Here is a 25444-nt window from a genome sequence, read left to right on the forward strand (position 1 = left end):
TTCGCTGCACTATCTTCCGTGCAGTGGCGGCGTTCACGGCAACAAGGGGAGAGAACCAGCATGGCAAAACGACCGGAGTCCGAGTCCTTCATCGACATGTTCGGCAAGTTCGGCCGCGACCTGAAGCTGCCGAATGTCGACGTCGAGGCGATCCTCGCCCACCACGCCAAGAACCTGGAAGCGCTGGAGAAGTCGGCACGGGCGAGCGCCGCTGGAGCCTCGGCGCTGTTGTCAAGGCAACGCGAGATGCTGCAGGACACGCTGCGCGAAATCACCGACATGGCACAAAGCTACAGAGCGCCCGGCAATCCGCAGGAAATGATGCAGAAGCAGGCGGCGTTCGCCAGGAAATCCTTCGAGACCGCGCTGAAGAATGCCGGCGAGATGGCCGAACTGGCGAGGGCGTCCGGCACCGAATCGATCGAAATCCTGCGCAGCCGCATCAAGGAGGCGATGGAGGAGATCCGCGCCGGCCACGACAAGAGGTAGCTGTTCCCCGGCAGCACACTTGCCGGCGGCGAAGACTGGCGGTTCGCGGGCCGAAGATTATGCGCTGGAATCGCATTGGCGAATTGACAGGGGCGGCCCGTCGTGGTCCGGAACAGGCAAGCGATCGGGAAAGCAGGAATGACGCAGATACGGCCGAGGACGCCGCCGACCTTCGAGCAACTCAGGGCGATGGCCGGGCAGGAGTTGGGCGTTTCGGACTGGACGCTGGTCGATCAGCACCGCATCGACCAGTTTGCCGAATGCACGGGCGATCATCAATGGATCCATGTCGATCCCGAGCGGGCGAAGCGGCAAAGCCCGTTCCGCACCACGATCGCGCATGGCTATCTGACCCTGTCGATCATCGGCGCGCTGGCGCTCGAGATGGGGATCGTACCCGAAAACACGCAGGCCGCGTTCAACTACGGTTTCGACAAAGTGCGCTTCGTGGCGCCGGTCAGGGTCGGCTCGCGTATCAGGCTGCGCACCACGCTGTTGTCGATGGAAGACAAAGGTCCGGGGCAATATCTAATGAAGGCCGCCAATACGGTCGAGATCGAAGGCGAGCAGAGGCCGGCGCTGACCGCCGAGACGCTCGTCATGCTTTATGCACGCCGCAAGCGGGCAGGGGCCTGAGAGCACAGCCTCAGGCCAGCAGGGTTCCGGCAGCGCGAATCAACGCGACATCGCCTGTTCAAGCGCCCTGAAAATCCGGTCATCTCCGGACTGCGCGACGTTGAAGCGCATGAAACGGCTGGCCGACCGGGACAGGCTGAACGCATTGCCGGGCGCAAGCACGACGTTGGCCGACAAAGCGTGACGGGCGACGTCCGCGGCATCTATTCCCTCCGGCAGCCTGCACCATAAAAACATGCCGGCCGGCTGATCTATCCACGGCACGATGCTGATTGCCCTGAGCCGGGTGCCGGTTTCTTCCATGGCGCGCGAGAGCCGCGCGCGCAGCAGATCGACGTGCTTGCGATAGAGGCCGTCCTTCAGCAGCGTCAGCACCAGTTCGGATGCAAGTCGCCCGCTGCCAAAGGACGTGGCGATCTTGAGATCGGTCAATCCTTCCATCCAGTCGCGAGGAGCGGCGATGAAGCCGCAGCGCACCGATGCCGACAGCGTCTTGGAAAAGCTTCCGATATGGATGACCCTACTGAGGCCGTCGAAGGCCGCCAGCCTGGGCGCGGACGTGTGTTCGAAATCGGCGAAGATATCGTCCTCGATGATCGTCAGCCCCGACTGGTCGGCGAGCTTCAGCACCCGATGGGCAACGACCGGGGACAATATCGCGCCGGTCGGATTATGGAGCGCCGAATTGGTGATGTAGAGGCGCGGCCGGTGCTCGTTCAGCGCCTGCGCGAACAGTTCGATGTCCGGCCCCGAACGCGTGTAGGGGACGCTGATCACCTTGGCCCGATGGGCGCGCAACAGGGCATGGAAGTTGAAATAGCAGGGATCGTCGACCAACACCGTGTCACCCGGTTCGAGCAGGAACCGGCACAGCAGGTCGATCGCCTGAGTGCCCGATTCCGTCAGCATGATCTGGTCCGGGGAGGCTTCGATGCCGTGCTCGGCCATGCGCCGCGCCAGCAGATGGCGTAGCGCCGGCAAGCCGAGCGGCGTGCCGTAGTCGGTCAGCGCGGCGTCGTCGGCGCGGGCCGTCGTCCGCAGTGCCCGGCGCAATCCAGCCTCGGGCATCCATGTTGCCGGCAGCCAGCCGCAACCCGGTTTCAGGACGCCGTCGCCGGCTTCCAGCGATTGGCGCGAGACCCAGAGCGGGTCGACGGCACGGTCAAGCCTGGGGCCGATCTCGGCCAGCGACAACGGAGCCAACGGTCCGGCGGCATAGAAACCCGAGCCCGGCCGCGAGCGGATCATGCCTTCCGCCGCAAGACGCTCATAGGCTTCGACCACGGTGGATTTGGAAACCTGCATGGCCTTCGCAAACGCCCGGATCGAAGGCAGCCGCGTTCCCGGCGTCAGGCTGCGCGCGGCGATCCTGTGCCTGATCGTCACCATGACGCTTTCGACAAGCGTCCGGCTGCCTTCATCAGTTGTCGTCTGCTCATCCATCCGTACTGCTCGCCCTACCATGACGGTTTTGTCAAACTGTACCTGATTGTCTCTGGCGGAGCCAGACGCCCGGCCCGATAGAGGGCGAAATCAGCGGGGCATCGATGGACAAGGCGGCGAGTAGTTGGGCGGCGAGTAGTTGGGCGGCGAGTGGTTGGGCGGCGAGTGGCTGGGTCAACGGGTTCATAGGCGTGCTGATCTTCAGCGGTTCGCTTCCGGCGACGCGCGTGGCGGTGATGGATTTCGATCCGGTGTTCGTAACGGTCGCCCGTGCGGCTTCGGCGGGCATCCTCGGCCTGGCGCTGCTGCTCGTTTTTCGTCAGAAGCGCCCGGAGCGGCGAGATCTGTTCCCGCTGGCGATCGTGGCGCTTGGCGTCGTGGTCGGTTTTCCCCTGCTGACGGCGCTGGCGCTCAAGCACATCACGTCGGCTCACTCCATCATTTTCGTCGGCCTGTTGCCGTTGGCGACCGCGATCTTCGGTGTGGTTCGAGGCGGCGATCGCCCGAAGCCGGCGTTCTGGCTGTTCTCGTGCCTCGGCAGCGCCCTTGTCGCCGGTTTCGCAGTCACGCAAGGCCTGTCGGTCTCGCCGCTCGGCGACATCTTGATGCTGGCCGCCATCATCGTGTGCGGATTGGGCTATGCCGAAGGAGCGGCGCTGTCGCGCAAACTCGGCGGTTGGCAGGTGATTTCGTGGGCGCTGGTGCTGTCGCTGCCCCTCATGCTGGCGCTGACGTTCATCACCATGCCGCCGTCGCTCGAAAGTGCCGGCAGGGGCGCATGGATTGGTCTGGCCTATGTCTCGCTGTTCAGCATGCTGATCGGTTTCGTGTTCTGGTATCGCGGCCTGGCGCAAGGCGGCATCGCCGCGGTCGGGCAGTTGCAACTGCTGCAGCCCTTCTTCGGCCTGGGGCTGGCGGCAGCGCTGCTGCATGAGCAGGTCAGTCCCGCCATGATCGCCGTCACCGCCGCCGTCGTGCTTTGCGTCGTCGGTGCCAAGAGATATGCGAGATAGGTGCGCCGGCTGCCGGAGTTGCATGCGAACCGGGTGGAATCCTCAAGGATGCTTGGCAACGATATCAGTTCGCCCGGCAGTGGCGCGGGCTGAAAATACCGCAAGGATCAGCGCCATCAGCACCAGGCCCGTCGCCACCTGGAAGGTGACCTGCATCCCTCGTGCCGCTGCCGCAGGTGCCAACACTGCCAAGCCAGTGCCTTCCCCAGCCGATGCGAAGGCAAACACTGCGCCCATCACGGACGCACCGGTGATCAGGCCGAGATTGCGCGACAGATTGAGCAGGCCGGAGACGACGCCGCGCTGGTCGGATGCGACGCCCGTCATCACGGCCGAATTGTTGGAGGTCTGAAACAGGCTGTAGCCGGTGCAGACGATGATGATCGGCACGACATAGCCGGCAATACCGAATTCCGCCCGCGACAGAGCAAAGGTGCCAATAGCGAGATCGAACAGGCCGACGATCATGATCCGGTTCGCCCCGAAACGATCGACCAGGCGTCCGGCCGGCAGCGCCGCCAATGCGGTAACCAGAGGGCCGGTCGACAGAACCAGCCCGACCATGGCTGCGTCCAGCCCGAGCGCGCGCGACAGATAGAATGGTGCGACCACCAGCGTCGCCATCATCACCGTGGCGACGATCAGGTTCATGGCGAGGCTTGCGTTCAACGCCTGGTCGCGGAACCTCGCAGGTTGGATCAAAGGGTTCTGGACCCTTGTCTGCGCAATGACAAACAGCAGGCCAGCCACGGTTGCGGCAATCAGCAAGCCGACATTGAGAGAACCAAAACTGCCACGCCCAAGGGTCATGGCGAGCGCATAGGCGGCTAGCGTCAGCGCGAGCAAAGCCGTGCCGATCCCGTCGAAACCGCGCCGACCTGGCGTCTTTTTTCCGGCCGACAGGAAGCGCCAGGCAAGCGCAAAGGCCAGCACCCCCAACGGCAGATTGATGAGGAAGATCGCGCGCCAGCCGAGGCCGGCAATCAACAGTCCGCCAAGCGAGGGGCCAAGCGTGGTGCCGATCGCCGACATGGCGCCGAGCAGGCCCATGACGCTGCCGGTTTTATCCCGGGGAACCGCGTCGGCGACAAAGGCCAGCGTCAGAGCCATCATAATGGCCGCGCCGAGCCCCTGTGCCGCCCGTGCGGCGATCAGCAGCCAGAGCGTCGGCGCGAGCCCGCAAAGCACCGATGCGAAGGTGAACAGGGCAATGCCGCCGAGCAATAGCGGGCGGCGGCCGAATATATCGGCGAGCCGCCCGGCGCTTACGATCAAGGTGGTGATGGCGAGCAGATAGGCCAGGACGACCCATTGCACGAGCTGGAACGATGCGTCGAACGCCTGCATCAGCGATGGCAGCCCGACGCTGGCGATGCTGGTGGCGAGCGACGACAGCAGCGTTGAAAGCGACAGGCTTGCCAATGCCCATCGGGTCGAGCGTGCGCTCACCGGGGCAACTTCGTCCCAGGTCTTTTCAGCGGTCGATGCCAAGGTGAACTCCTTTGCCGGCAGCCCCCAATCGGAGCTGTCGGACGCTATTCCCTCGCATGATGTGGCGGAAGGCGCAGTATTTGCATCTTATTCGTGCATGAAACGCCACATCGCGGCCGAGCTGTGCTACGGTCCTTCCATGTCGTCGCCAGATCTCAATCTGCTTGTCGCCCTCGATGTGCTGCTGACCGAGGGCAGTGTGGCGCGCGCGGCCGGGGGGCTGCGCCTCAGTCCCTCGGCGATGAGCCGGACGTTGGCGCGGTTGCGCCAGGCGACAGGCGACCCATTGTTGGTCCGGGCCGGCCGTGGCCTGGTTGCGACGCCGCGCGCGCTCGAATTGCAGCAACAGGTAGGCCGAGTCGTTCAGGATGCGGAAGCGCTGCTGCGCCCGGCCAAGCTCCTCGACCTCTCTGCTCTCGACAAGGTCTTCACGCTGCGCGCCAACGAAAGTTTCGTCGAGGAGTTCGCACCGCGTCTTCTGACCCGTGTCGAAGCGGATGCACCTGGCGTGCGGCTGCGTTTTGCGCCGAAATCCGACAAGAACGACATGTCGTTGCGTGACGCGGCGGTTGATCTCGAAATCGGGGTTGCCAGTGAAACGAGCCCCGAAATGCGCATTCAGGCGCTGTTTCGCGACCGCTTCATCGGTGCGGTGCGAACGGGTCACAGGCTGGGCGAGGGCCCAATGACGCCGGAACGCTATGCGGCCGGCCGCCACATCAGCGTTTCGCGGCGTGGCCGCGAAAAGGGCCCGATCGACGAGGCCTTGAAACTGCTCGGTCTCCAGCGGACGATCGTGTGCATGGTTTCCAGCTTCTCGGCCACGCTCGCCATGGCGCGCGCCTCCGATCTGATCGCCAGCGTCCCCGAACGGCACACGCTGGGCGCGCGCACGGGCATGTACAGCTTCCCGTTGCCGGTCGATATCGAGGAGGTCACCATTTCGATGCTGTGGCATCCGCGACTCGATGCCGATCCGGCACAACGCTGGCTGCGAGCCTGCGTGCGGGAGGTCTGCGCGTCGTTTCGCTGATCCAGACTCAGGGCGTGATCTAGAATCTGGTCACCACGCCGATGCCTATGCCTTCGAAGCCGCCCATCGCCATCAATGCGGCCGGCGCCTCTTCGAGGCTGATCTTCTTGCCGACCAGCAGTTCGGGTTTCAGCTTGCCGGTGCGGATCATCTCCATCATCGCCTGGTAGCGGAAGGCCTGCATGCCGTGGCTGCCGCGGATTTCGAGCTCGAATGCGATCACCTTGTCCATCGGTATCTGCGGCCTGGCATGGTCGCCGAGCATCAGGCCGACCTGCACGTGGCGGCCGCGGCGGCGCAGGTTTGCGATCGAGTTGAACGAGGTACTGGGGTGGCCGAGCGCGTCCATCGACATGTGCGCGCCGCCATTGGTGATCTGCTTGACCGCCTTGACCACGTTCGGCGTCTTTGCCGCGTTGATCGTCGCCACCGCGCCGATCTTTTTGGCAAAGTCCAGCTTCTCGTCGGTGAGGTCGATGGCGACGACATTGGCGCCCATGGCGCTGGCGATCATGATCGCCGACAGGCCGACGCCGCCGCAGCCGTGCACCGCCACCCATTCGCCGGGCGTCACCCGGCCCTGGTCGACGATGGCGCGGAACGAGGTGACGAACCTGCAGCCGAGACTGGCGGCGGTGGCGAATTCCATCTCATCGGGCAAGCGCACGAGATTGGTGTCGGCATGGTCGATGGCGACATATTCGGCGAACGAACCCCAGGCAGTGAAGCCGGGCTGGAATTGGTGCTCGCACACCTGGTGATTGCCCGAGGTGCATTCGAAGCAGCGGCCGCAGCCGACGGCAAACGGCACGGTGACGCGCTCGCCGCCCTTCCAGCGGGTCACCTGGTTGCCTGCGGAGACCACGACGCCGGCCAGTTCGTGGCCCGGCACATGCGGCAGGCGGATGCCGTCGTCGTGGCCCATCCAGCCATGCCAGTCGCTGCGGCAGAGGCCGGTCGCCTCCACCTTGATGACGACGCCTTCCGGTGCCGGCTCCGGATCGGGAACGGTCTGGATCGTTGGCGTTTCGCCGAACTTTTCGAAGACGACGGCTTTCATCGGCAGTTCCTCATCACTTCATGCAATTTGCGGTCTATTCGGCATCGATCTGGTTCTCAGGCGCGGCCTTCTGGAACGCCGGCAGCGCCATGCAGGCGGCATTGATGCGCGAGATCGTCGGGTAGGGCGTCATGTCGACGCCGAAGCGGGCATTGCTGGTGACCTGTGCGACCAGGCAGATGTCGGCCAGCCCCGGCGTGTCGCCATGGCAGAATGTCTTGGTCTCGGGCGAGGAAGCCAGAATCTTTTCAAGCGGCTGGAAGCCTTCGTTGACCCAGTGCCGGAACCAGTTGACGACATCCTGGTCGCCGGCGCCGAACAGTGTGCGCAGCGAGGTCAGCACGCGCAGATTGTTCACCGGATGGATGTCGCAGGCGATCATCTGCGCCAGCATCCTGACGCGGGCGCGGCCAGGCGCATCCTTGGGCAGCAGCGGCGGCTCAGGCGTGGTCTCGTCGAAATATTCGATGATCGCCAGCGATTGCGTCAGCAGCGTGCCGTCGTCCAGGACCAGTGCCGGCACCAGCCCTTGCGGATTGACCGCGAGGTAGGCGGGTTCGAGATGCTCGCCGTGGCGCAAATGATGCGGCACGTAGTCGTAGGACAGGCCCTTCATCTCCAGCGCGATCCGCACCCGGTAAGAGGTCGAGGAGCGGTAGTAGTTATGGAGGACGATGTCGCTCATCGGATCGGTTGGCCGATGGTCAGTTCGATTTCGCCGATGCCGTCGACGCCACCGGTGATCTTTTCGCCCGGCCCGACGGCGCCGACGCCAGCCGGTGTTCCGGTGAAGATCAGGTCGCCGGGCTTAAGCTCTAGCGCCTCGCTGCAAATCGAGACGATGTCGGGAACCGGCCAGATCAGTTCGGCAAGGTCGCCGTCCTGCCTGATCTCGCCGTCGACCGCGAGCCAGATGCAGCCCTTTTCGGGATGACCGGATTTTTGCGCCGGGACCAGCGGGCCGCAGGGCGCTGAACGGTCGAAGGCTTTCGACCAGTCCCACGGCCTTGCCGCCTTTTTCGCCTCGTCCTGAAGGTCGCGGCGAGTCAGGTCGACGCCGACGCCGTAGCCCCAGACATGGTCCAGCGCGCGCTCGCGCGGGATGCGAAAGCCGGCTCTGCCGATCGCGACGACCAGCTCGATTTCGTGATGCAGGTTTTGGGTCAGTGGCGGGTAGGGGATCGTGGTGCCCGAACCGACCACCGAGTCGACCACTGCGTCGCCTGGTTTGGTGAAGAAGAAGGGAGGGTCGCGCTCGTCATTGCCGAGCTCGCGGGCATGGGCTGCGTAGTTGCGGCCAACGCAGAAGATCCGGCGCACCGCAAAACGCTCCGGCGAGCCGGCCACGGCCACCGACGGGGTTGCGGGCAAGGGAAGGACGAAGCCGGTCATGCACTGTCTCTGTTTCAGTGGATATGTCGCCGGCACATTCGACCGATTTGGCCGGTCGGGCAAGGCATTGCATCGCGCAAAGGCTAGGCCTGCCGCACGGTGCCGCGGAAATCGCCGGTACATTTTGCTCTGCCGGCCAGATGGCAATGTACCATTTGGGAATAAGCCGGCCACGGCGCGAAGCGCCTGCCGCCAACGCCTGAGACTGTCGACCGTTGGTTTCGGGGAACGGACGTGACAGCCCCTTTCGGTCCGTCCTGTGCTTCGGGCGTGTCGTTATCTCGCACTTGCACAAAGTTCTGGTGCGCTGCAATATAGCTGGAGGAATGCGGCCTCCAGCCCGCCTTTCGCAGGTTCAATGAAGGGACCGGCATGACGGACATTTCCGCGACGCGTCTTGTCGTATCCAGGCCTGTGGCCGACAGCTCGGCAAGAACCAGGCTTGCCTATCTCGACGGCTGGCGCGGCCTGTCGATCGCGCTGGTGCTGATCGGCCATTTCTTCCCCGTTCCCGGCATCAATCTCGGCGTCCTGGGCGTCGAATTCTTCTTCGTGCTCAGCGGCCGGCTGATGGCCGAGATCCTGTTTGTCGAATACTATCCGCTGAAGAAATTCTTCAAGCGCCGGTTCTCCCGCATCTACCCGGCACTACTCATCTTCGTCGTCGCCGCGATGGTTGCCTTGTCCGGCACATTCATCGCCTTCAAATGGAAGGCGGCGCTGACGGCGCTGACGTTCACCTACAACTATGCCGGAATTCTCGTCACCCGCGCCGGCGCGCTCGACCATATCTGGTCGCTCTGCGTCGAAGAGCACGCCTATATCATCCTGGCGCTGATCAGCGTCGTCGTCTCGGGGCGGTCCCGGGTCATCATGTTGCTCGGTGCATTGTCGGCGCTGGCCATGGCAAACGGCGCCATCTCCTACTGGGTGCTCGCAATAGGCTACGAGGGCACCTATTGGCGCACCGACGTGCACATCGCCTCGATCCTGCTGTCGGCGGTGATATGCCTGCTCAAGGCCGACGACAGGCTGCCGGCGCTGCTCAAGGGGCCGCATGTCGCCCCGGCGGCCTCAGTAGTGGCTGTGCTCCTTTTCATGGCTGCCGTGCCAACCCCGATCCACTATCTGGTCGCGGTGCCGCTGTTGGCACTCGCCGTCAATTTGCTCGACTTCAGCAGCCGGTATCTGACCGGGTTTCTATCGTCCCTGCCGATGACGATGCTGGGGCTGTGGTCGTATTCGCTCTATCTTTGGCAGCAGCCCTTTTATCAAATCGTCGACATAAAAGGCAGTTCGCCGTGGTTGATGCTTGCGGCGGCGTTCGCTTGCGCGCTGTGCAGCTACTACATCATCGAAAAGCCGGCCCGCTCCTGGCTGAACCGCAATTGGTAGGGCGAACGGCGCCCGCCGTTCAGCCAGCGATCCGTCTTGCATAATACCGCACGGCTTTCCTGCCGCCGTGGATTACCGCGTCGCCCACTTCCGCAAAGCCGAGTGCGGCATGGAAGGCGTCCGAAGCCGGATTGGGTGGCTCGGCATTGACTTCGCAGGTGACGATCGCCTGGCCCGCGCGTGACGCCTGCTCGAACAGATCCTCATACAGCCGGCGGGCATGGCCGCGGCCGCGCGCTTTGGCGCCGACCACGACGCGGTCGACGTAGACGAACCGCGGATAGCGCTCGCGAAACCACAGGAAGTTGGGGCTGTCGTAGCTCGCGTCCTGGTCGAAGGTCATGATGAAGGCTTCGAGTGCACCGATGCGGCGCGTGTAAAACGCTTCGCCGAGCAGGAAGGACAGGCGCTCAGGTTCGAGCCATGATAATTCCGCAGCGTGCTCGTTGTTGAGCGCGAGGATGGCGGGCTCATCCTGCGGCGAAACCCGTTCGATCGGCAAACGCATTTCGATCATGTTTTTTCTTCGATCTTCCAGGATCATGTCCGGGCAGCGGCGATGGTCGCCGCCACCAGCGCCTCGTCGGTCACGGTGTTGCGGTATTCGCGGTCGAGGTCGGTGCCGCCCATGCCGACTTTCGGGTTGCGGTAGCGCATGGCACTCGGCACGTCCTTGAGCGCGGCGAAGTGCATTTCGCTCAACCCGGTTTTCCTCCGCACCTTGCTGATGTTCTCGGGATCAAGCCCGCCGCAGCCGAGGATGATGATGCGGTCGCCGGCCTGCCTGACAAGCTCGGCGAGCAGGTCCGCGCCTTCCAGTGCCGTGTCGCGCTGGCCGCTGGTCAGCACGCGGCCGACCTTGCAGCGGATCAGCGCTTCCAGCGCCTCGGTCGGGTCGCGGGTCATGTCGAAGGCGCGGTGGCAGGTGACGTTCAAGCGTCCCGCCGCCTTAACCAATTCGCTCATGCGCTGTTCGTCGATAGTGCCGTCGGCAGCGAGGCAACCGACGACGACACCGGCGACGCCGAGCTCGGCAAGCGCGCCGACATCGGCGAGCATCGAACGATATTCGGCTTCGCCATACAGAAAATCGCCGCCGCGCGGCCGCACGATGACGTGGAACGGGATCGTCGCCAGCTCGAGCGCGGCGCGCACCGTGCCGAAGCTCGGCGTGATGCCGCCCTCGATCAGGCTGGCACAGAGCTCGACACGGTCGGCGCCTGCGGCTTGCGCGGCCAGCAGGCCGTCTATGCCTTCGACGCAGATCTCGATCAACGGGAGGCGAGGGCGTTCGGTCTCGGTCATGGGCGATCCGTCGATGATTTCAGCTGGCCAGCGGTAGCATCGGGCATGGTGCGATGAAAGCCGGAAGTGTTGGCTCAATGTGCTTGCGGGCGCGCCTGCCATTCCGCCGCTTGACACATTCATAACTTAAGCGTTATACGTAACTCATAGCTGGTGGGTTATTGGTTCTCATGGAGAGCGCGTTGTTGATAGCCCAGCCAAACCGCAAACAACGGGTCCGAAGTCATGACTGAAGCAACCACAATCGAAACCAAATCCATTGTCGTCGAGCGTCTGATCCCGCATGCGGCTGAAAAGATATGGCGCGCACTGACCGTGCCGCATCTAGTTGCCGAATGGCTGATGGAGAACGACTTTGCGCCTGAGCAAGGCCATCGCTTTACCTTTCGCGCGACGCCGGTGCCTGGCTGGTCCGGCGTGACGAACTGCGAGGTGCTGAAGATCGAGCCGCCACGCCTGCTAGCCTACAGCTGGGGCGACGGCACCGAATCCGACAGCGGTCTGAAGACCGTGGTGACATGGTCGTTGACGCCCGAAGGTACAGCGACGCGGGTGCGCATGGAGCATTCCGGGTTCCGGTCCGAGGACGAGCGCGGCTACATCGGCATGGGAAGCGGTTGGCCGCGCATTCTCGAGCGGCTTGAGCGGGTGACTGCCTCGCAAAGCTGAAGATCCCGGCGCTCGCCTTGCCGCAACGCGGCGGCCGGCGAACTGACAGAACCAAGACATATCGAGACCCCGGATGTTCGTCGTCCGGGCTTGAAAAAACACGCCCGAAGGAGACCACTATGCAAGCACGATTGAAAAACCCGGTGGTGCTCATTCCCGGCGCCTTGCAGGCGCTGCTCGCGCTGGACAAGTCTACGGAAACGGCTGACCTGTCCTATGTGACGCGCAAGCTCGTCCATTTGCGCGCCAGCCAGATCAACGGATGCAGCCTCTGCGTCGATATGCATGCGCGCGAATTGAAGAAGGCCGGCGAAAAGGACGAACGCATCTTTGCCGTGTCCGCATGGCGGGAGACACCCTACTTCACCGACGCCGAACGCGCCGCGCTGGCACTGACCGAGGCGGCAACCCGGTTGGCCGACCGGCCGGATCCGGTGCCGGATGCAGTCTGGGACGAGGCCGCCCGGCACTATGACGAAAAGGCGCTTGCCGCCCTGGTCGTCCAGATTGCCCTGATCAACGCATTCAACCGGCTCAACGCAACCACCAGGCAGATGGTCGGCGCCTGGGGCTGAACGGGGCCGGATTCTCGAAAAGCCACATCAGATCCGCAGCTTGTGCGAATTCGCGCGGACGAAGTCGATGAAGGCCCGCAGCTTCGGTGGCACGAGGCGGCGGCTGGGATAATAGAGGTGGAGCGGCTCGTAAGGGGGACAGAAAGGCTCCAGCACCTTGACCAGCGCGCCTGAGGCGAGAAGCGGCGCGGCGAGGCCCTCGACCGCGAAGGCGAGGCCAAGCCCTTGCGCGGCGGCGGTAATGCACAGCGGAAGCGTGTTCACGACCAGGCATGCGTCCGGCGTGAATGCGACTTCGCGTCCCTCCACAATGAACTCCCAGGGCGAAATCGCGCGCGTGCGGGTCAGGGCGAATGCGATGCAGCGATGGGCGGCGAGGTCGGCCGGCCGCTTCGGTGTGCCGTTGCGCGCCAGATAATCGGGGCTACCCACCGCGACCATCTGCAGTGGCCCGCCCAGACGCGCGCCGATCATGTCTTTCTCGAGAAGTTCGCCGATGCGCAGGCCGGCGTCGAAGCCATCGGCGGCGATATCGACGAAGCTGTCGTCGAAAATCAGACTAAGCCGCACTTCGGGATAAGCATCCATGAACGGCCGCATCAGCGGCTCGATCAGCAGCGGAGCGGCGATCCACGGCAGGCTGAGCCGCAGCGTGCCGGCGGGACGATCGCGGCTGTCGCGCAGAGCCGCACCAGCCGCCCAGATATCTTCGGCTGCCGGACGCACATGGTCGAGGTATTGGGCGCCAGCTTCGGTCAAGCCAACGCTGCGGGTCGTCCGGTTGAGCAGCCGCACCCCCAGGCGCTCCTCGAGCCCCTTGACCGCCTCGCTCAACGAGGCCGGAGCGACGCCGAGCTCGGCGCCGGCGCGGGTGAAGCTTTTGGCCTCCGCAACCTTGACGAAGGCGACGATGCCGCTGAATTGGTCGAGGCGCATTGTAAGGATTTTCCAAATAGCCCTATCGAACTCTACTGGTTTTTCCGGCGAACGAAAGGCGTCATGTTGGGTCCGACGAACGGGCCTCGGTGTTGGGAACGGCTCGAACGGGCAAGGAGACAGGACCGATGACCAGGCTTGCTTTACTCGCCGCCGGCACTCTTCTGGCGGTGTCTGCCGCCCCGGCGCACAGCGGGCCACTGGAAGACCGCAATATCCAGCTCATCAAAGACTACTACGCAGCTTACGCGACCGGCAATCCCGAGGCCGTGCGGCCCTTCCTCGCGCCCGACATCGTGTGGCGCATTCCCGGTCATCATCCGCTCGCCGGCGACAAGCGCGGGCCGGACGAGGTGGTCGCCTTCTTCCGCGGCCTGGCCGATGGCAAGTTCAAGGCCGAGCCGATCTTCTTCCAGGCGCAAGGCGACCTCGTGGTCGACGTCCATCGCGGCTGGTCGAATGTCGGCTCAGGTCCCGAGATCGACCAGTTCTACGCGCTGATGTTCCGCATCACGGACGGCAAGATCGCCGAGGCACAGAATTTTTTGACCGACATGTACCAGTCGGACGCTTTCTACTGGGCGCATTACCCGCTGAAGCCACTGCCCAGCCGACTGGCTGGCGAGCGCTGAGACGGCGGTCTTTCTCGCAACGCGCCGCGCTTCTCATTCCAAGCCAAAGGAGACTTGCGATGCTTAAAACCCTGACACTTGCCGTAGCAACCACCGCCGCGCTCGCCGCCTCCAATGCCTTCGCCGCACCGCGCGTCGAGCGCGTCGCTTTTGCCTCGTACGGTGAGCAGATCATCGGCGAGCTCTATCTCCCGGAGGATCTGGACGCGGCGAAACCTCGGCCGGCGCTGGTCGTGACCGGCGCCTGGATGACGGTGAAGGAACAGATGCCGGCCCGCTACGCCCGCGAGATGGCCGATCGCGGCTTCGTCGCCTTGACCTTCGATTTTCGCGGCTGGGGCGAAAGCGGCGGCGTGCGACGCCAGTACGAGGATCCTTACGCCAAGATCGCCGACATCGAAGCGGCGGTTGCCTATCTCGCGAGCCGGCCCGAAGCCGATCAGGACCGCATCGGCGGGCTCGGCATTTGCGCCAGCTCCGGCTACATGGTCACCGCCGCCGCCGAAAACGCCGCGATCAAATCGGTCGCCCTCGTTGCGCCCTGGTTGCAGGATGCCGAAGTGGTCGAGCAGGCCTATGGCGGCCGGAATGGCGTCTTCAGGCTTGAGGCCGTGGGCGATGCGGCCAAGGCTGAGTATCGCCGCACCGGCAAGCAAGCGTTCTTGCCGGCCGCGAGCCTGACCGACGAGCGCGCGATCATGTTCAAGGTGCCTTACTACACCGAACCCGATCGCGGCATGATCCCGGCGTGGCGCAACGAGGCCGATCCGGCGTTCTGGCGCGGCTGGCTGACGTTCGACGCCATCCAGGCTGCTCCGCGCCTGCACCAGCCTTTTTTGATGGTGCACAGCGAGGCGGCTGCCATTCCGAAGGGGGCGCACAAATTCTACACGCGGCTGACCAGTTCCAAGCGGGAGCTGTGGCTCGACAATGTCACCCAATTCGATTTCTACGATCGTGCCGCGCCGGTGAAGGCGGCGAGCGATGCCGCCGCCGCGCACTTCCGCGCGACGCTCGGCAGTGCGGGGGAGGCGGGACAATGAGCCTCGTCACGCGCCGGCATGTCCTGGTCTCGGCGATTTCCGCTGCGATGATTTCCGCCGTCTCGGCGCCCGCCTCGAGCGCGCCGGGAGATGCGCTGACGGTCAAAGACAGGATCGCAATCACCGAGGCAGTGGCCGGGATCGGCCTCTATGCCGACCTGCGTGAATGGAACCGGGTCAGATCCTATTTCGCGGCCCGTGTCACGACCGACTATACCAGCCTCTTCGGCGGCGAGGTCACGACCAGCGGCCGCGACGCGCTGATCGCCCAATGGCAAGGGCTGCTGCCGGGCTTCGACGCCACCCAGCACCTCATCACCAACATCATTGTCGAAGGCGCGGACAACGGTGCGGTTGCACGCAGCCATGTCCGCGCAACCCATTGGATCGGTTCCCGGTTCTGGACGGTTGGCGGCAGCTATCTCCACCGGATGGTGCGGACGCCTGAAGGCTGGCGCGTCAAGGCAATCTCCATCCGCCGCTTATACGAAGAGGGGGATCGCGCGGTGCTGGCCGCCGCCGCCGACCGGGTGAAAGCTGCGGAGTGAATCCGGTGTTCCTTGCTGGAGTGCCCGACGACCGCAGTTACTGGCGCAACACCGTGTTCTTGGTACCTTCTTCGACCTGGTCGATGACCAGCAGCTTGACCGGATCGGCGCCGACATTGGTCGCCTGATGCCATTGCCCGATCATCTCGATGATGAAATCACCTGTTTGATAGGTGTTGCTCTTGCCGGTCTCGACGTTGGTGACCTGAAGCGTGCCGGCCTCGACATAGGCATAGCGCGGAAACGGATGCTTGTGGACCGGCAAGGTCGCGCCCGGCGCGATCTGATAGGCCGAGACCAGGACCTGGACGTTCTTCTGCGGCAGCGTGATCGGCTGGCCGGACGCGGTCTCGGTGTGAGAGGCAAGCGGGGTCACGATGACCGGCGTGCCGCTGGCATCCAGCGCCTGGGCGCTGTTTGCAAACAGTGGAGCCGCGAGCAGCAGCATCGATGCCAAGATTTTTCGCATGATTCCCCCCGAGCTGCGTCAGCATTGCGCAGCAAGCATTGGCGCGCAAGCTTGTCTGTTCAGGAGCGCCTTATCCCGCTCTTCTGAACATGCCCGGCGTCATGCCATGCATAGCCCGGAATGTACGGGAAAGATGGCTCTGGTCGGCGAAACCCGCCGCGATGGCGGCGTCGGCGAGGCCAAATCCCTGTTCGATCAGCGCACTCGCCCGGCGCAATCGCCGGTCGCGGATATAGGCCGCCGGCGTCAGGCCGATCGCCTTGTTGAAGTCGCGGATGACCTGGAATCGGGTCACGCCAGCCGCGCCGGCTAGCCGCTTGAGGTCGAGCTGCGAGCCAAGCTCGCTTTCGACAAGATCGCGGTAGAGCGAGAACCGCCGCTGCGATCCGGAGCTTTCGATCTCTTCGGCCTGTCCGCTCGAGTCGCCATGCCGAACGATCAGCCGTCGCAGCGCCACGAGCAGGGACGTCTCGGCCGTCATTGTGTCCGGGGATGTCGAGCCCTGGTGTGCTGCCATCAATGCTGCGGCGAGACTGCTGTCTTCGATAGTCGCGCGCGAAAATACTGGAGCGCCGTCGCGGCCGAGTTCGCGGGTAAGCGCGGTCATCATCGGCACCGAAGGATAAAACGTCCGGTAGGCCCAGCCTTCATCCGCCCCGCGTTCGCCGTCATGCCACTCCTCGGGATTGACGACGGCAATGGTGCCTGCCGGAGCGAGAACGCTTTTGCGGCCGATGCGAATGCGCTCGCAGCCAGAGGTGATCAGGGCGATCACATAGGTCGGGTGCGTGTGCAAGTCATAGCGGTGCCGGGTGAAGCGCGCCTCGAACAGGCCCAGGTCGGGGAAGCACGGATGGCGCCAGTATTTCCCGGTCTCTGCCGCTTCGTTTGTCCTTGCCATGGTCAATCCGGTTCAAGACGCCTCTCGCCGGGCCTTCTATGGCAGGCAAACCAAGCCGCTTTTTGTCGGCGGAAAGGAGGCATCATGTTGCATAATGACCCCGTCGCCGCGCTGACACCAGAGGTTATAGGCTGGCGGCACCATATCCATGCCAATCCGGAACTCGCATTCAATGAATACGAAACGGCGCGTTTCGTTGCAGAGAAGCTGCGCTCCTTCGGCGTCGACGAGGTGCACGAAGGGATCGGCGGCACCGGCGTCGTCGGTGTCCTGCGCAGCGGCGCTGGAACGTGCGCTATCGGCCTTCGCGCCGAGCTCGACGCGCTTCCGGTGCTGGAGAAAACCGGCCTGTCCTATGCTTCGAGGCAAGAGGGCGTGATGCACGCCTGCGGCCATGACGGCCACGCCGCCATGCTGCTCGGCGCCGCCAAACTGCTCAGTCAATCGCGCGCCTTCGACGGAGCCGTCACTTTCATCTTTCAGCCGGCCGAGGAAAACGAGGGCGGCAGCATGCGCATGATCGAGGACGGCCTGTTCAAGCGCTTTCCGGTCGAAGCGGTCTATGCGGTTCACAACTGGCCGGGCATCAGGCTGGGGACGATCGCCGCCCGCGTCGGGCCGCAAATGGCGGCCGTCGATAATTTCGAACTGACCTTTGAGGGTCTTGGCGCTCATGCCGCCATGCCGCAGCTCGGGGATGACCCGATCCTGGCCGCGGGCGCCTTCGTGCAAGCCGTCCAGCGCATCGTCAGCCGCTCGGTCGACCCTCAGAGCGCGCTTGTCGTCAGCATCACGCAGATTCATGGCGGCAATGTCGGCAATATCGTGCCGGGCAAGGTCTGGCTGCAAGGCACCTGCCGCTTCTTCGAGCACGGCCTTTCCGACCATTGCGAGAGGCTGATCGGCGAGATCGCACAAGGTATTGCCGCCGCGCATTCGCTCAAGGCCAGGCTCGACTACAGGAAGGGCTATCCGCCGCTGATCAATACGGCCGATGCGACGGCCCGCGCCGTCGAGGCCGCCGCCTCCGTCGTCGGCCGGGAGAATGTCTTGACCGAGTTCAGCCCCAGTCTCGGCTGCGAGGATTTCGCTTTCATGATCCGCGCCGCCGGCGGCTGCTATGCGTGGATCGGCGCCGGCGAGGTCGGCCCGGGCGAAGGCCTGCACGGCGACCGCTACGTTTTCAACGACGAGATCGTGCCGACGGTGATGCGCTATTACGTCAACCTCGTCGAGCAGACGCTTCCGCGGGCCGATCCTTCCACAGCAGTTTTTCCGGCGTGATCGGCAACTCCCGGATCCGCTTGCCTGTGGCGTCGAAGACGGCGTTGGCAACAGCAGCGGCAACGCCGGTGGCGCCGAGTTCGCCGATGCCTTTGCCGCCGATCGGGCTGGCATGCTCGTCCACCTCATCGACGAAGTGGATTATGATGTCGCCGGGAATGTCGGCGTTGACCGGAATGGCGACTCCGGAAAGGTTCTTCGACAGGAACCGGCCAAGCACCGGTTCGTGCCTGCTCTGCTCCATTGCCGCCATGCCCCAGCCCCAGATGATGCCGCCCGTCATCTGGCTGCGTGCGGTGCGGGGATTGACGATGCGGCCGGCGCTGTAGCTGCCCACGGCGCGACGAAGCCTGAGCAGGCCGAGCCCCGGATCGACGCCGACCTCCATGAAAATCGCGCCGAAAGTGCGCATCGCGAGGCCTTTGCCATGCTGCGCCGGATCGAACGAGCCGGAGCCGGTGATCTCGCCGATGTCGGTATGGCTCATCACGTCGGCGATCGTCTGACCGCCGGCAGCGCCTCTGCGGCGAATCTTGCCGTCCTGCATCTCGACCTCGTCCGGCAGCAGATTGGCAAGACGGGCAAGCTGCGAACGCGCATCTTCGGCAGCGGCAAGCACCGCCGCGCCCACCCCCATGGTCGATGACGAGCCATAGGTCGGTCCCGCCTCCGGCAGCTGTGTATCGCCCATTTCCATCTCAATCCTCTCCATCGGCAGGCCCAGCACGTCGGCCGCGATCTGCGGAAAGATGGTGAGTGTTCCGGTCCCTATGTCCTGGGTGCCGGTGCGGATGAGCACCGTGCCATCTCGGTGCAACCTGACCTCGGCTGCAGGCGTCGGGTTGCGGAAACAGCCCATGCTGCAGGTCGCCATGCCGTAGCCGATCAGCCAATCGCCGTCGCGTTGCGGCTTGCGCGGGCGCTCGCGCCAGCCGAACAGGCGGGCGCCTTCCTCATAAGCCTCGCGCAGCTTCTTCGACGACCAGGGCTGGCCGGTGGCCGGATCCGTGTCCGCATGGTTGACCAGACGCAGATCGAGCGGATCGATGCCGAGGCGGTGGGCGAGCTCGTCCATCGCGCTTTCGAGCGCCCAGGTGCCCGGACCCTCGACCGGCGCGCGCAGCGGCGTCGGCATGGCGACGTTTGCGCGCTCCACGCGCTGGCTGAGACGCATGGCCGGCGTGGCGTAGAGACCCTTCGAGGCTTCGGTGGCGAACTCGACGAAATCGTCGGTCACGGTGGTCAGGTTGACCACGTCCTGTTGCACGGCGGTCAGCTTGCCCGACCTGTCCGCCGCCAGCACGATCTTCTGTGCCATGCGCGGCTGATAACCGAGGCACGAATAGGCATTGGCTCGGCTTAGCGCCAGCCTGACCGGGCGCTCCATGATGCGCGCGGCGGCGGCGGCCAGCACCTGATGCGGCCAGATCCAGCCCTTGCCGCCGAAGCCGCCGCCGGTATGGCGGGAAATCACGCGGACCTTCTCGGCCGGGACATTCATGCGGGCGGCAACCACCTGGCGGACACCGTAGACGTGCTGCGTGGCGTCGTGCAGCGTCAGCTCTCCGTCATTCCATTCGGCGAGCGTCGCCGAGGGCTCCATGGCGTTGTGATGGCGCGACGGCTGCAAATAGACGGCTTCGACCGTGGCGGCGGCATCAGCAAGCCCGCGGTCGACCTCGCCCTTCGTAAACGTCGGCTCCAGGAACAGGAAGCCGCTCTCCCTCGGCACGACAGCAGCCTTGTCGATGGCGGTCCACTCGGGGGGTGCCGGCAACTCCGGCTCGGCGAACGCGTAGCGCAACGCGACGCGGCGAGCGCCGGCCTCCGCCGCCTCCAGCGTCTCGCCCAGCACAATGGCAAGCGGCTGGCCCTCGTGACGTATTTCGTCGCCCTGCATGGGCATGAAGCTCTGCGCCGCGGGCGGGCCTTCGGCTTGCTGCATCTGCGTATCGGGCTCGGCCCTTGGCGATACGAACCGGCCGAATTTGGGCATGTCCTCATGCGTGAGCACACGCACGACGCCGTTCTCGGCGAGCGCGTCGTCGACCATGATCGACGTCACGCGGCCGGCCGGAACGGGCGCGGTCACGAGTACCGCATAGAGCAGGTCGGGGGCGAAATAGTCGGCCGCATAGCGGGCGCGGCCGGTGACCTTGACGCCGCCGTCAGGGCGGGCAACAGGCTGGCTGATCATCATGACGGCATCCTCGCTGCTCTTTCGATCGCCCGCAAAGCGGCGGTCTTGGCCAGTTCGATCTTGTAGGCGTTCTGCGACAAGGGACGCGCTTCGGCGAAGGATTGCTCGATAGCGGTGCTCAACGCCTCGCGATCGCCGATTTCGGCACCGGCGAGCTGCTGGTCGGCGGCGCTCAGCCGCCACGGCCGCAGCGCGACGGACCCCAGCGCCAGGGCCGCCCGACGGATGGTTTGGCCGTCCATCTCCAGCACAGCGGCGGCAGAGACGATGGCGTACTCGTAGGATTCGCGCTCGCGCACCTTGAGGTAAGCCGATCGCGGCGCCGGCGCCGGCAGCTCGATTGCCGTGATCAGTTCGCCTTGCTGCAACACATTGTCTGCCTCGGGCCGCGTGTCGGGAAGCAGGTGGAATTCCGCTGCCGGAATGCGCCGGCCGCCGCTGCGGTGCGCGGTGACGATGACCGCATCAAGTGCTGCCAGCGCCACCGCCGGGTCGGATGGCTGGGTGGCGACGCAATCCTCGGTCCAGCCGAATATCGCGTGATTGTCGTTGATGCCATGCAATGCCGAGCAGCCGGAGCCGAGCTGACGCTTGTTGCATGGCAACTGCTCTTCGGCACGGAAATAGGCACAGCGCGTCTTCTGCAGAAGATTGCCGCCTATCGTTGCTAGGTTTCTCAGCTGCGGCGATGCGGCGTTGAGGATCGCCTGGCTCAACACCGGATAATCGCGCATCACCAGCGCATGCTGCGCGACATCGTTGAGATGCGTCAGCGCGCCGATCGTCAAGCCGCCGCCGGGCAGTGCCTCGATCTGATCCAGCCCGTCGAGGCGGGAGATATCGATGATCCGCGCCGGCCCGGCAATTCCAAGGCGCAGCCAGTTGAGCAATTCGGTGCCGCCGGCGAGAAAGGCGCTGTCGGGCGCGGCACCGGCTGCGATCGTGTCGCCCAGGCTGTCGGCGCGCGCATAGACGAATGGGGTCATTGGCTCGCCCTCCCGGCCGCTGAGCGCACCGCCTCGACGATTTGCGGATAGGCCGAGCAGCGGCACAGATTACCGCTCATCCATTCGCGGATCTCGGCATCGGAGCCGGTATGTCCCTCCTCGATCAGTGCCGCCGCCGACATCACCTGTCCGGGCGTGCAGAATCCGCACTGGAACCCATCATGATCGATGAACGCCTGCTGCACGGGATGAAGCGCATCGCCGTTTGCCAAGCCTTCGATCGTCGTGACCTCGCGTCCCTCGCAGGACACGGCAAGTATCATGCAGGCATTCACACGCCGTTCGTCGAGATGCACGGTGCAGGCGCCGCACTCGCCGAAATTGCATCCCTTTTTCGTTCCGGTCAGATTAAGCCGCTCGCGCAGCAGGTCGAGCAGCGTGACGCGGGGATCGAGATCGGAAAGGCTGTGATCCTCTCCGTTCACCCGCAACCGCAATAGGTGCCGATCGTGGAAGTCCATTGGGGGTTACCTCGAAGCACATGCCGTACTCGTCGCAGGGACTCGTCCAGCAAGCAGCCACCCACCTGTCGAGGCGAAATAGGGCGGTCGATTCCGGTGAAAAGGCGCTGCCGGTCAGGGAAGGCTAAAAAACGCGCATTTGAGATTTGCGGCGGAGCGGAAAGGCCCTGCATAACTGTGGTTCACGGCCGTCCCAACATGAGCCGAATGCAGACGGTCCCCTTTAGGGACGATTACCATGAGCTGAAGTCACCTGGTGAGGTCTAAGACTATCTTTCCGGGAGCGTGGCCGGTGCGATTGCGCTCGATCGCGGATGCCAGATCGTCGAAGCCGACCACTTCTGCAATCGTGGACCGCAGCGAGCCGTCAGCGATCTCTTGAGCGATTGTGGCTAGGCGCGCGGTGTCAGGTTTGACTGACAACCAGATGCCACGACGGCCTGCCGGGGCGCGCGAAACCACATCAGTTGCAGCGATGCTGGCCAGGACGCCGCCAGGCGATAGGACCGACCAAGATTTGTCCAAGACCTGGCCCCCGACAAGATCGACGATAAGGTCAATGTCGCTCGCAAGAAGCTCGAAGTTCTGTTTCTGGTAATCGATCACTTCGTCAGCGCCCAAGGCTTGGACATGGGCCACGCTCTTGGTTGAGGCTGTAGCATAGACGGTCGCTCCAGCCGTCTTGGCGAACTGGACAGCGAAGCTGCCCACCCCACCAGCCGCGCCGTGGATCAACACCCGCCGCCCCCGAAGGTTGAAATCGGCGACCTGAAGGACTTGCCATGCCGTCATCGCCGCCACCGGTACTGCCGCCGCGTCAATGTCTGACAGGACCGCAGGCGTCTTGACGAGTTTTTCGGCATTTATCAGCAAGTGGTCAGCATAAGCGCCCAGGCCACCCAGCGCGGCCATGACCCGGTCTCCGACCCTCACGCCTTCGACGTTGGAGCCGGTCCGCAGCACGACCCCCGCCATTTCGATGCCAAGCGTCGCGGGCAAAGATAACTTGAACTTGTCGCGGACGTAGCCTTCACGGATTTTCCAGTCGATTCCGTTTACTCCGGCAGCCTTGACCTGGACGAGCACTTGGTCGGGACCAGGCTCGGGGGCGGATAGCCAATCGACTTTCAAGCTCTCAGTGCCGCCATATGCTTGAAGACGTAGGGCCCGGCCGGAGCCAAGCGGTTCAGCCCGGCCGGGGGCGCTTTGGAAGTCATTGTGTTGGTTCATCAGGCTTCTCCTTCCTGTTGGACGATATAGTTTGAAGTCTCTCAAGAAGAACTTCGAATTATGCAGTCCACCTCGGGTGAGAAATGTTATTAGACTGCCGGCGCTTGGGGATTTACTTGCTTGCGCTTTACGCGCTCAAAGCGGGATAGTCGGTGTAGCCCAGGGCGGTGCCACCATAGAAAGTGGCTTGGACTGCCGCATTCAGCGCCGCATTGGTCTTCAACCGTTCCACAAAGTCCGGATTGGCCAGGACCATCTGGCCGTAGGACTCCTGATCGGCCAGCCCCGAAGCTACGTCGGCGCCGATCTGGTCACGCGGACGACTTGGCCGATTGAGGGTCAGCGATTGGTGCCAGAGCTTGCGGATATCGGCCAGCAGCGCCTCGTCGCCCTGGTGCATGATGTGCACGTAAGCGAGCCCGAGCTTGTCGAGTTCGGCGACCAGATAGCGGTAGAGGTCCGGCCCTTCGGCGCCTTCGTCGATCCCCCATATCGTCGTCCCGGGTGACAGGCGGATCGCGGTGCGGTCCGCGCCGATCTCCTCGGCGATCGCCGTGGCGACTTCGATGGCGAAGCGCGCTCGGTTCTCGATCGACCCGCCATATTCGTCCGTGCGCGTGTTGGCGCTGGGCGCGAAGAACTGCTGGACCAGGTAGGCGTTCGCGCCGTGAATCTCGATGCCGTCGGCGCCCGCCTCGATCGCCGAGCGGGCCGCATGGCGGAAATCGGCGACCGTCTGGCGCACCTCTTCGGTCGTAAGCGCGCGTGGCGCAGGAATATCCTGCATCCCGGTCATCGTGAACATACCCGCCGCCGGCGCGATTGCGGAAGGCGCGACGGCTTGGCGGTGATGCAGCGTATTGTCGGGATGCGACATGCGCCCGGCGTGCATCAGCTGGATGAAGATGCGGCCGCCCTTGTCGTGCACGGCGGAAGTGATCTTCCGCCAGCCGGCGACATGGGCAGGCGTGTAGATGCCCGGTGTGGTGAGATAGCCCTGGCCGTCATCCGAGGGCTGGGTGCCTTCGGTGACGATCAGGCCGACGCCGGCGCGCTGGGAATAATATTCGGTGGCCAGCTCGCCCGGCGTACCGTCGAAGCCGGCGCGGCTACGGGTCATCGGGGCCATGACGAGGCGGTTCGGCAGAGTGTAGCGACCGACGCGGACAGAGGTGAATAAGGGACTCATTGGGATCTCCATTCTTTTGCTGGAGCCCTTGTCCACTATTCCAATGTCGGGATAAATCCGGCAAAAGTGAAATCAATATTCCAAATATGGAGCAATAGCGTGAGCCACTTGAACGACATGGCGCTGTTCGTGGAGGTGGCGAGAGCGAGGAGCTTCCGGAAGGCGGCTGAGGCTCTGGGCATGCCCAACTCGACTCTGTCGCGACGTATCAGCGCGCTGGAGAAGGCGATCGGCCTGAGGCTTCTGCATCGAACGACGCGCAAGATCGAGCTCACCGAGGCCGGCCAGCTCTATTACGAACGAAGCAAGCGCATCGTCGACGAGGCACGGCTCGCACACGAGCAGCTCGGCGCCATGCTGGAGCAGCCGAGCGGTGTCCTGCGGGTCTCGCTCCCGGTCGACTTCGCCACGCTTTACCTGACGCCGATCATCGTCGATTTCGTGCGGCACTATCCCGGCATCACCTTCGAGTTCGACCTGACCCCGCGCCGCGTCGATTTGGTGGCCGAGCCGTTCGATGTAGCGATCCGCATCGGCGAGCTGGAAGACTCCAGCCTGATCGCTCGCCTGATCGGGCGCCACGCGCGCCACCTCTATGCATCTCCTGGCTACATCGAAGCGTCCGACGAGCCGGCGACACCGGCGGATCTGGCGGAGCATGAATGCATCTGCATGCCGAAGATCTGGGCCCTGCATCAGGGGATGAACAAGGTCGAAGTCGAGGTTGGAGGCCGCTTCACAGTCAACAGCGTCGGGATGATCCGCGCCCTGGCGGTCGACCACCAGGGCATCGCCCTGCTTGCCGAGAAGATCGTCGCCGAAGATTTGGCCTCGGGCAGGCTCCGGCGTGTCCTGCCCGAATGGCAGGGATCGTCGGTCAGCATTCACGCCGTCACCGAAACTCGCCTCATTCCAGCCAAGGCCCAGCGCTTCATCGAATTCCTGTCCGCCAGGCTGGTGGAAACTTGACCCAGATCGTTACGCGGAGAAAAGTCGGACGGCGGCGCGCTGCATCGCGCCTTAGCGTCGAAAAGACGATGGCT

The 25444-nt window shown here is 64.2% G+C and carries 27 protein-coding genes; 12 read left to right on the forward strand and 15 right to left on the reverse strand.

Annotated elements, in window-relative coordinates; genetic code table 11:
• Positions 1 to 60: 60 nt before the first annotated feature.
• Together NKI25_RS11760 and NKI25_RS11765 are read left to right on the forward strand one after the other, a co-directional pair.
• Entirely contained in the window at positions 61 to 489 is a 429-nt protein-coding gene (locus tag NKI25_RS11760; protein ID WP_023676429.1) for a phasin family protein, read from the forward strand.
• A gap of 138 nt (positions 490 to 627) precedes the next feature.
• Entirely contained in the window at positions 628 to 1125 is a 498-nt protein-coding gene (locus tag NKI25_RS11765; RefSeq protein WP_023676428.1) for a MaoC family dehydratase, read from the forward strand.
• A 39-nt stretch (positions 1126 to 1164) separates the two neighbouring features.
• Here the strand turns inward: NKI25_RS11765 and NKI25_RS11770 are convergent, their stop codons facing one another.
• Positions 1165 to 2568, reverse strand: a complete 1404-nt coding sequence (locus NKI25_RS11770) for an aminotransferase-like domain-containing protein (RefSeq protein WP_352517638.1) — start codon at positions 2566 to 2568, stop codon at positions 1165 to 1167.
• Positions 2569 to 2672: 104 nt separating this feature from the next.
• On the opposite strand from NKI25_RS11770, the gene NKI25_RS11775 reads away from it, so the two are divergent.
• Positions 2673 to 3581, forward strand: a complete 909-nt coding sequence (locus NKI25_RS11775; protein WP_023676426.1) for a DMT family transporter — start codon at positions 2673 to 2675, stop codon at positions 3579 to 3581.
• Positions 3582 to 3623: 42 nt separating this feature from the next.
• Here the strand turns inward: NKI25_RS11775 and NKI25_RS11780 are convergent, their stop codons facing one another.
• Positions 3624 to 5072, reverse strand: coding sequence for an MFS transporter (locus NKI25_RS11780; RefSeq protein ID WP_023676425.1), 1449 nt, complete (start codon positions 5070 to 5072; stop codon positions 3624 to 3626).
• Between the two features lie 139 nt (positions 5073 to 5211).
• On the opposite strand from NKI25_RS11780, the gene NKI25_RS11785 reads away from it, so the two are divergent.
• Positions 5212 to 6105 (forward strand): LysR family transcriptional regulator, encoded by an 894-nt coding sequence (locus NKI25_RS11785; RefSeq protein WP_352998537.1) that lies wholly within the window; start codon positions 5212 to 5214, stop codon positions 6103 to 6105.
• Between the two features lie 19 nt (positions 6106 to 6124).
• Here NKI25_RS11785 and NKI25_RS11790 read toward each other — a convergent pair whose 3' ends face one another.
• The 3 genes from NKI25_RS11790 to NKI25_RS11800 are packed head-to-tail and all read right to left on the reverse strand — an operon-like array spanning position 6125 to position 8557.
• On the reverse strand, positions 6125 to 7165 hold the full coding sequence (locus NKI25_RS11790) for a zinc-dependent alcohol dehydrogenase family protein (protein ID WP_023676423.1): 1041 nt from the start codon (positions 7163 to 7165) through the stop codon (positions 6125 to 6127).
• 34 nt (positions 7166 to 7199) lie between these two features.
• Positions 7200 to 7850 (reverse strand): maleylacetoacetate isomerase, encoded by a 651-nt coding sequence (gene maiA / locus NKI25_RS11795; protein WP_023676422.1) that lies wholly within the window; start codon positions 7848 to 7850, stop codon positions 7200 to 7202.
• Positions 7847 to 8557 (reverse strand): fumarylacetoacetate hydrolase family protein, encoded by a 711-nt coding sequence (locus NKI25_RS11800; RefSeq protein ID WP_023676421.1) that lies wholly within the window; start codon positions 8555 to 8557, stop codon positions 7847 to 7849. The genes maiA and NKI25_RS11800 overlap by 4 nt, the downstream gene beginning before the upstream one ends.
• A 372-nt stretch (positions 8558 to 8929) precedes the next feature.
• Here NKI25_RS11800 and NKI25_RS11805 point away from each other — a divergent pair, with 372 nt between their 5' ends.
• On the forward strand, positions 8930 to 9952 hold the full coding sequence (locus NKI25_RS11805) for an acyltransferase family protein (RefSeq protein WP_352998500.1): 1023 nt from the start codon (positions 8930 to 8932) through the stop codon (positions 9950 to 9952).
• Between the two features lie 19 nt (positions 9953 to 9971).
• On the opposite strand, the gene NKI25_RS11810 is transcribed toward NKI25_RS11805, so the two are convergent.
• Together NKI25_RS11810 and NKI25_RS11815 are read right to left on the reverse strand one after the other, a co-directional pair.
• Positions 9972 to 10460, reverse strand: coding sequence for a GNAT family N-acetyltransferase (locus NKI25_RS11810; protein WP_023676419.1), 489 nt, complete (start codon positions 10458 to 10460; stop codon positions 9972 to 9974).
• Between the two features lie 32 nt (positions 10461 to 10492).
• Positions 10493 to 11257, reverse strand: a complete 765-nt coding sequence (locus tag NKI25_RS11815; RefSeq protein ID WP_023676418.1) for a copper homeostasis protein CutC — start codon at positions 11255 to 11257, stop codon at positions 10493 to 10495.
• A gap of 225 nt (positions 11258 to 11482) precedes the next feature.
• On the opposite strand from NKI25_RS11815, the gene NKI25_RS11820 reads away from it, so the two are divergent.
• Together NKI25_RS11820 and NKI25_RS11825 are read left to right on the forward strand one after the other, a co-directional pair.
• Positions 11483 to 11926, forward strand: a complete 444-nt coding sequence (locus NKI25_RS11820; protein WP_023676417.1) for an SRPBCC family protein — start codon at positions 11483 to 11485, stop codon at positions 11924 to 11926.
• Between the two features lie 119 nt (positions 11927 to 12045).
• On the forward strand, positions 12046 to 12501 hold the full coding sequence (locus NKI25_RS11825; protein WP_023676416.1) for a carboxymuconolactone decarboxylase family protein: 456 nt from the start codon (positions 12046 to 12048) through the stop codon (positions 12499 to 12501).
• Between the two features lie 27 nt (positions 12502 to 12528).
• Here the strand turns inward: NKI25_RS11825 and NKI25_RS11830 are convergent, their stop codons facing one another.
• Positions 12529 to 13437: a LysR family transcriptional regulator gene (locus NKI25_RS11830; RefSeq protein WP_352587806.1), complete on the reverse strand. Its 909-nt coding sequence runs from the start codon at positions 13435 to 13437 to the stop codon at positions 12529 to 12531.
• A gap of 128 nt (positions 13438 to 13565) precedes the next feature.
• Between NKI25_RS11830 and NKI25_RS11835 the strand changes: the two genes are divergently transcribed.
• From NKI25_RS11835 to NKI25_RS11845, 3 genes are read left to right on the forward strand one after another with little or no spacing between them, the layout of a single operon-like run.
• On the forward strand, positions 13566 to 14069 hold the full coding sequence (locus NKI25_RS11835) for a nuclear transport factor 2 family protein (protein WP_051406120.1): 504 nt from the start codon (positions 13566 to 13568) through the stop codon (positions 14067 to 14069).
• A 59-nt stretch (positions 14070 to 14128) separates the two neighbouring features.
• The gene (locus NKI25_RS11840) at positions 14129 to 15112 is read left to right on the forward strand and encodes an alpha/beta hydrolase (RefSeq protein WP_352697817.1); all 984 of its coding nucleotides are present in this window, start codon (positions 14129 to 14131) and stop codon (positions 15110 to 15112) included.
• Positions 15109 to 15660 carry a nuclear transport factor 2 family protein gene (locus NKI25_RS11845; protein ID WP_352568879.1) on the forward strand — a complete coding sequence of 184 codons (552 nt, stop codon included), beginning with the start codon at positions 15109 to 15111 and terminating at the stop codon, positions 15658 to 15660. Before NKI25_RS11840 ends, NKI25_RS11845 begins: the two co-directional genes overlap by 4 nt.
• 37 nt (positions 15661 to 15697) lie before the next feature.
• On the opposite strand, the gene NKI25_RS11850 is transcribed toward NKI25_RS11845, so the two are convergent.
• Entirely contained in the window at positions 15698 to 16129 is a 432-nt protein-coding gene (locus tag NKI25_RS11850) for a cupin domain-containing protein (RefSeq protein ID WP_352635535.1), read from the reverse strand.
• 70 nt (positions 16130 to 16199) lie between these two features.
• Positions 16200 to 17030, reverse strand: a complete 831-nt coding sequence (locus tag NKI25_RS11855) for an AraC family transcriptional regulator (protein ID WP_352635533.1) — start codon at positions 17028 to 17030, stop codon at positions 16200 to 16202.
• Between the two features lie 84 nt (positions 17031 to 17114).
• Between NKI25_RS11855 and NKI25_RS11860 the strand changes: the two genes are divergently transcribed.
• Positions 17115 to 18314, forward strand: coding sequence for an amidohydrolase (locus NKI25_RS11860; protein WP_352635531.1), 1200 nt, complete (start codon positions 17115 to 17117; stop codon positions 18312 to 18314).
• Here the strand turns inward: NKI25_RS11860 and NKI25_RS11865 are convergent.
• The 5 genes from NKI25_RS11865 to NKI25_RS11885 all read right to left on the reverse strand — a co-directional run bounded on the left by NKI25_RS11865 (position 18253) and on the right by NKI25_RS11885 (position 24413).
• Positions 18253 to 20514: a xanthine dehydrogenase family protein molybdopterin-binding subunit gene (locus tag NKI25_RS11865; protein ID WP_352451927.1), complete on the reverse strand. Its 2262-nt coding sequence runs from the start codon at positions 20512 to 20514 to the stop codon at positions 18253 to 18255. The genes NKI25_RS11860 and NKI25_RS11865 overlap by 62 nt on opposite strands.
• Positions 20511 to 21500: an FAD binding domain-containing protein gene (locus NKI25_RS11870; RefSeq protein ID WP_352451925.1), complete on the reverse strand. Its 990-nt coding sequence runs from the start codon at positions 21498 to 21500 to the stop codon at positions 20511 to 20513. The genes NKI25_RS11865 and NKI25_RS11870 overlap by 4 nt, the downstream gene beginning before the upstream one ends.
• Positions 21497 to 21982 carry a (2Fe-2S)-binding protein gene (locus NKI25_RS11875; RefSeq protein WP_352998501.1) on the reverse strand — a complete coding sequence of 162 codons (486 nt, stop codon included), beginning with the start codon at positions 21980 to 21982 and terminating at the stop codon, positions 21497 to 21499. Before NKI25_RS11875 ends, NKI25_RS11870 begins: the two co-directional genes overlap by 4 nt.
• A 249-nt stretch (positions 21983 to 22231) precedes the next feature.
• Positions 22232 to 23212, reverse strand: a complete 981-nt coding sequence (locus NKI25_RS11880) for an NADP-dependent oxidoreductase (protein WP_352587831.1) — start codon at positions 23210 to 23212, stop codon at positions 22232 to 22234.
• Positions 23213 to 23339: 127 nt separating this feature from the next.
• Positions 23340 to 24413: an alkene reductase gene (locus NKI25_RS11885; RefSeq protein ID WP_352587834.1), complete on the reverse strand. Its 1074-nt coding sequence runs from the start codon at positions 24411 to 24413 to the stop codon at positions 23340 to 23342.
• An 87-nt stretch (positions 24414 to 24500) separates the two neighbouring features.
• Between NKI25_RS11885 and NKI25_RS11890 the strand changes: the two genes are divergently transcribed.
• The gene (locus NKI25_RS11890) at positions 24501 to 25370 is read left to right on the forward strand and encodes a LysR family transcriptional regulator (protein WP_352998502.1); all 870 of its coding nucleotides are present in this window, start codon (positions 24501 to 24503) and stop codon (positions 25368 to 25370) included.
• Positions 25371 to 25444: the final 74 nt, after the last annotated feature.

It is taken from the genome of Mesorhizobium sp. M0808 (genome assembly GCF_040320025.1).
Classification (GTDB): Bacteria; Pseudomonadota; Alphaproteobacteria; order Rhizobiales; family Rhizobiaceae; genus Mesorhizobium.

Bases quoted from the DNA above. Each gene is read 5' to 3' on its own strand.
- NKI25_RS11820 (WP_023676417.1), top strand. From the start codon at position 11,483: ATGACTGAAGCAACCACAATCGAAACCAAATCCATTGTCGTCGAGCGT.
- NKI25_RS11805 (WP_352998500.1), top strand. From the start codon at position 8,930: ATGACGGACATTTCCGCGACGCGTCTTGTCGTATCCAGGCCTGTGGCC.
- NKI25_RS11770 (WP_352517638.1), bottom strand. From the start codon at position 2,568: ATGGATGAGCAGACGACAACTGATGAAGGCAGCCGGACGCTTGTCGAA.
- NKI25_RS11835 (WP_051406120.1), top strand. From the start codon at position 13,566: ATGACCAGGCTTGCTTTACTCGCCGCCGGCACTCTTCTGGCGGTGTCT.
- NKI25_RS11760 (WP_023676429.1), top strand. From the start codon at position 61: ATGGCAAAACGACCGGAGTCCGAGTCCTTCATCGACATGTTCGGCAAG.
- NKI25_RS11840 (WP_352697817.1), top strand. From the start codon at position 14,129: ATGCTTAAAACCCTGACACTTGCCGTAGCAACCACCGCCGCGCTCGCC.
- NKI25_RS11860 (WP_352635531.1), top strand. From the start codon at position 17,115: ATGTTGCATAATGACCCCGTCGCCGCGCTGACACCAGAGGTTATAGGC.
- NKI25_RS11850 (WP_352635535.1), bottom strand. From the start codon at position 16,129: ATGCGAAAAATCTTGGCATCGATGCTGCTGCTCGCGGCTCCACTGTTT.
- NKI25_RS11845 (WP_352568879.1), top strand. From the start codon at position 15,109: ATGAGCCTCGTCACGCGCCGGCATGTCCTGGTCTCGGCGATTTCCGCT.
- NKI25_RS11800 (WP_023676421.1), bottom strand. From the start codon at position 8,557: ATGACCGGCTTCGTCCTTCCCTTGCCCGCAACCCCGTCGGTGGCCGTG.
- NKI25_RS11880 (WP_352587831.1), bottom strand. From the start codon at position 23,212: ATGAACCAACACAATGACTTCCAAAGCGCCCCCGGCCGGGCTGAACCG.
- NKI25_RS11810 (WP_023676419.1), bottom strand. From the start codon at position 10,460: ATGCGTTTGCCGATCGAACGGGTTTCGCCGCAGGATGAGCCCGCCATC.
- NKI25_RS11875 (WP_352998501.1), bottom strand. From the start codon at position 21,982: ATGGACTTCCACGATCGGCACCTATTGCGGTTGCGGGTGAACGGAGAG.
- NKI25_RS11885 (WP_352587834.1), bottom strand. From the start codon at position 24,413: ATGGAGATCCCAATGAGTCCCTTATTCACCTCTGTCCGCGTCGGTCGC.
- NKI25_RS11765 (WP_023676428.1), top strand. From the start codon at position 628: ATGACGCAGATACGGCCGAGGACGCCGCCGACCTTCGAGCAACTCAGG.
- NKI25_RS11870 (WP_352451925.1), bottom strand. From the start codon at position 21,500: ATGACCCCATTCGTCTATGCGCGCGCCGACAGCCTGGGCGACACGATC.
- NKI25_RS11775 (WP_023676426.1), top strand. From the start codon at position 2,673: ATGGACAAGGCGGCGAGTAGTTGGGCGGCGAGTAGTTGGGCGGCGAGT.
- NKI25_RS11865 (WP_352451927.1), bottom strand. From the start codon at position 20,514: ATGATGATCAGCCAGCCTGTTGCCCGCCCTGACGGCGGCGTCAAGGTC.
- NKI25_RS11785 (WP_352998537.1), top strand. From the start codon at position 5,212: ATGTCGTCGCCAGATCTCAATCTGCTTGTCGCCCTCGATGTGCTGCTG.
- maiA (WP_023676422.1), bottom strand. From the start codon at position 7,850: ATGAGCGACATCGTCCTCCATAACTACTACCGCTCCTCGACCTCTTAC.
- NKI25_RS11855 (WP_352635533.1), bottom strand. From the start codon at position 17,030: ATGGCAAGGACAAACGAAGCGGCAGAGACCGGGAAATACTGGCGCCAT.
- NKI25_RS11830 (WP_352587806.1), bottom strand. From the start codon at position 13,437: ATGCGCCTCGACCAATTCAGCGGCATCGTCGCCTTCGTCAAGGTTGCG.
- NKI25_RS11790 (WP_023676423.1), bottom strand. From the start codon at position 7,165: ATGAAAGCCGTCGTCTTCGAAAAGTTCGGCGAAACGCCAACGATCCAG.
- NKI25_RS11815 (WP_023676418.1), bottom strand. From the start codon at position 11,257: ATGACCGAGACCGAACGCCCTCGCCTCCCGTTGATCGAGATCTGCGTC.
- NKI25_RS11825 (WP_023676416.1), top strand. From the start codon at position 12,046: ATGCAAGCACGATTGAAAAACCCGGTGGTGCTCATTCCCGGCGCCTTG.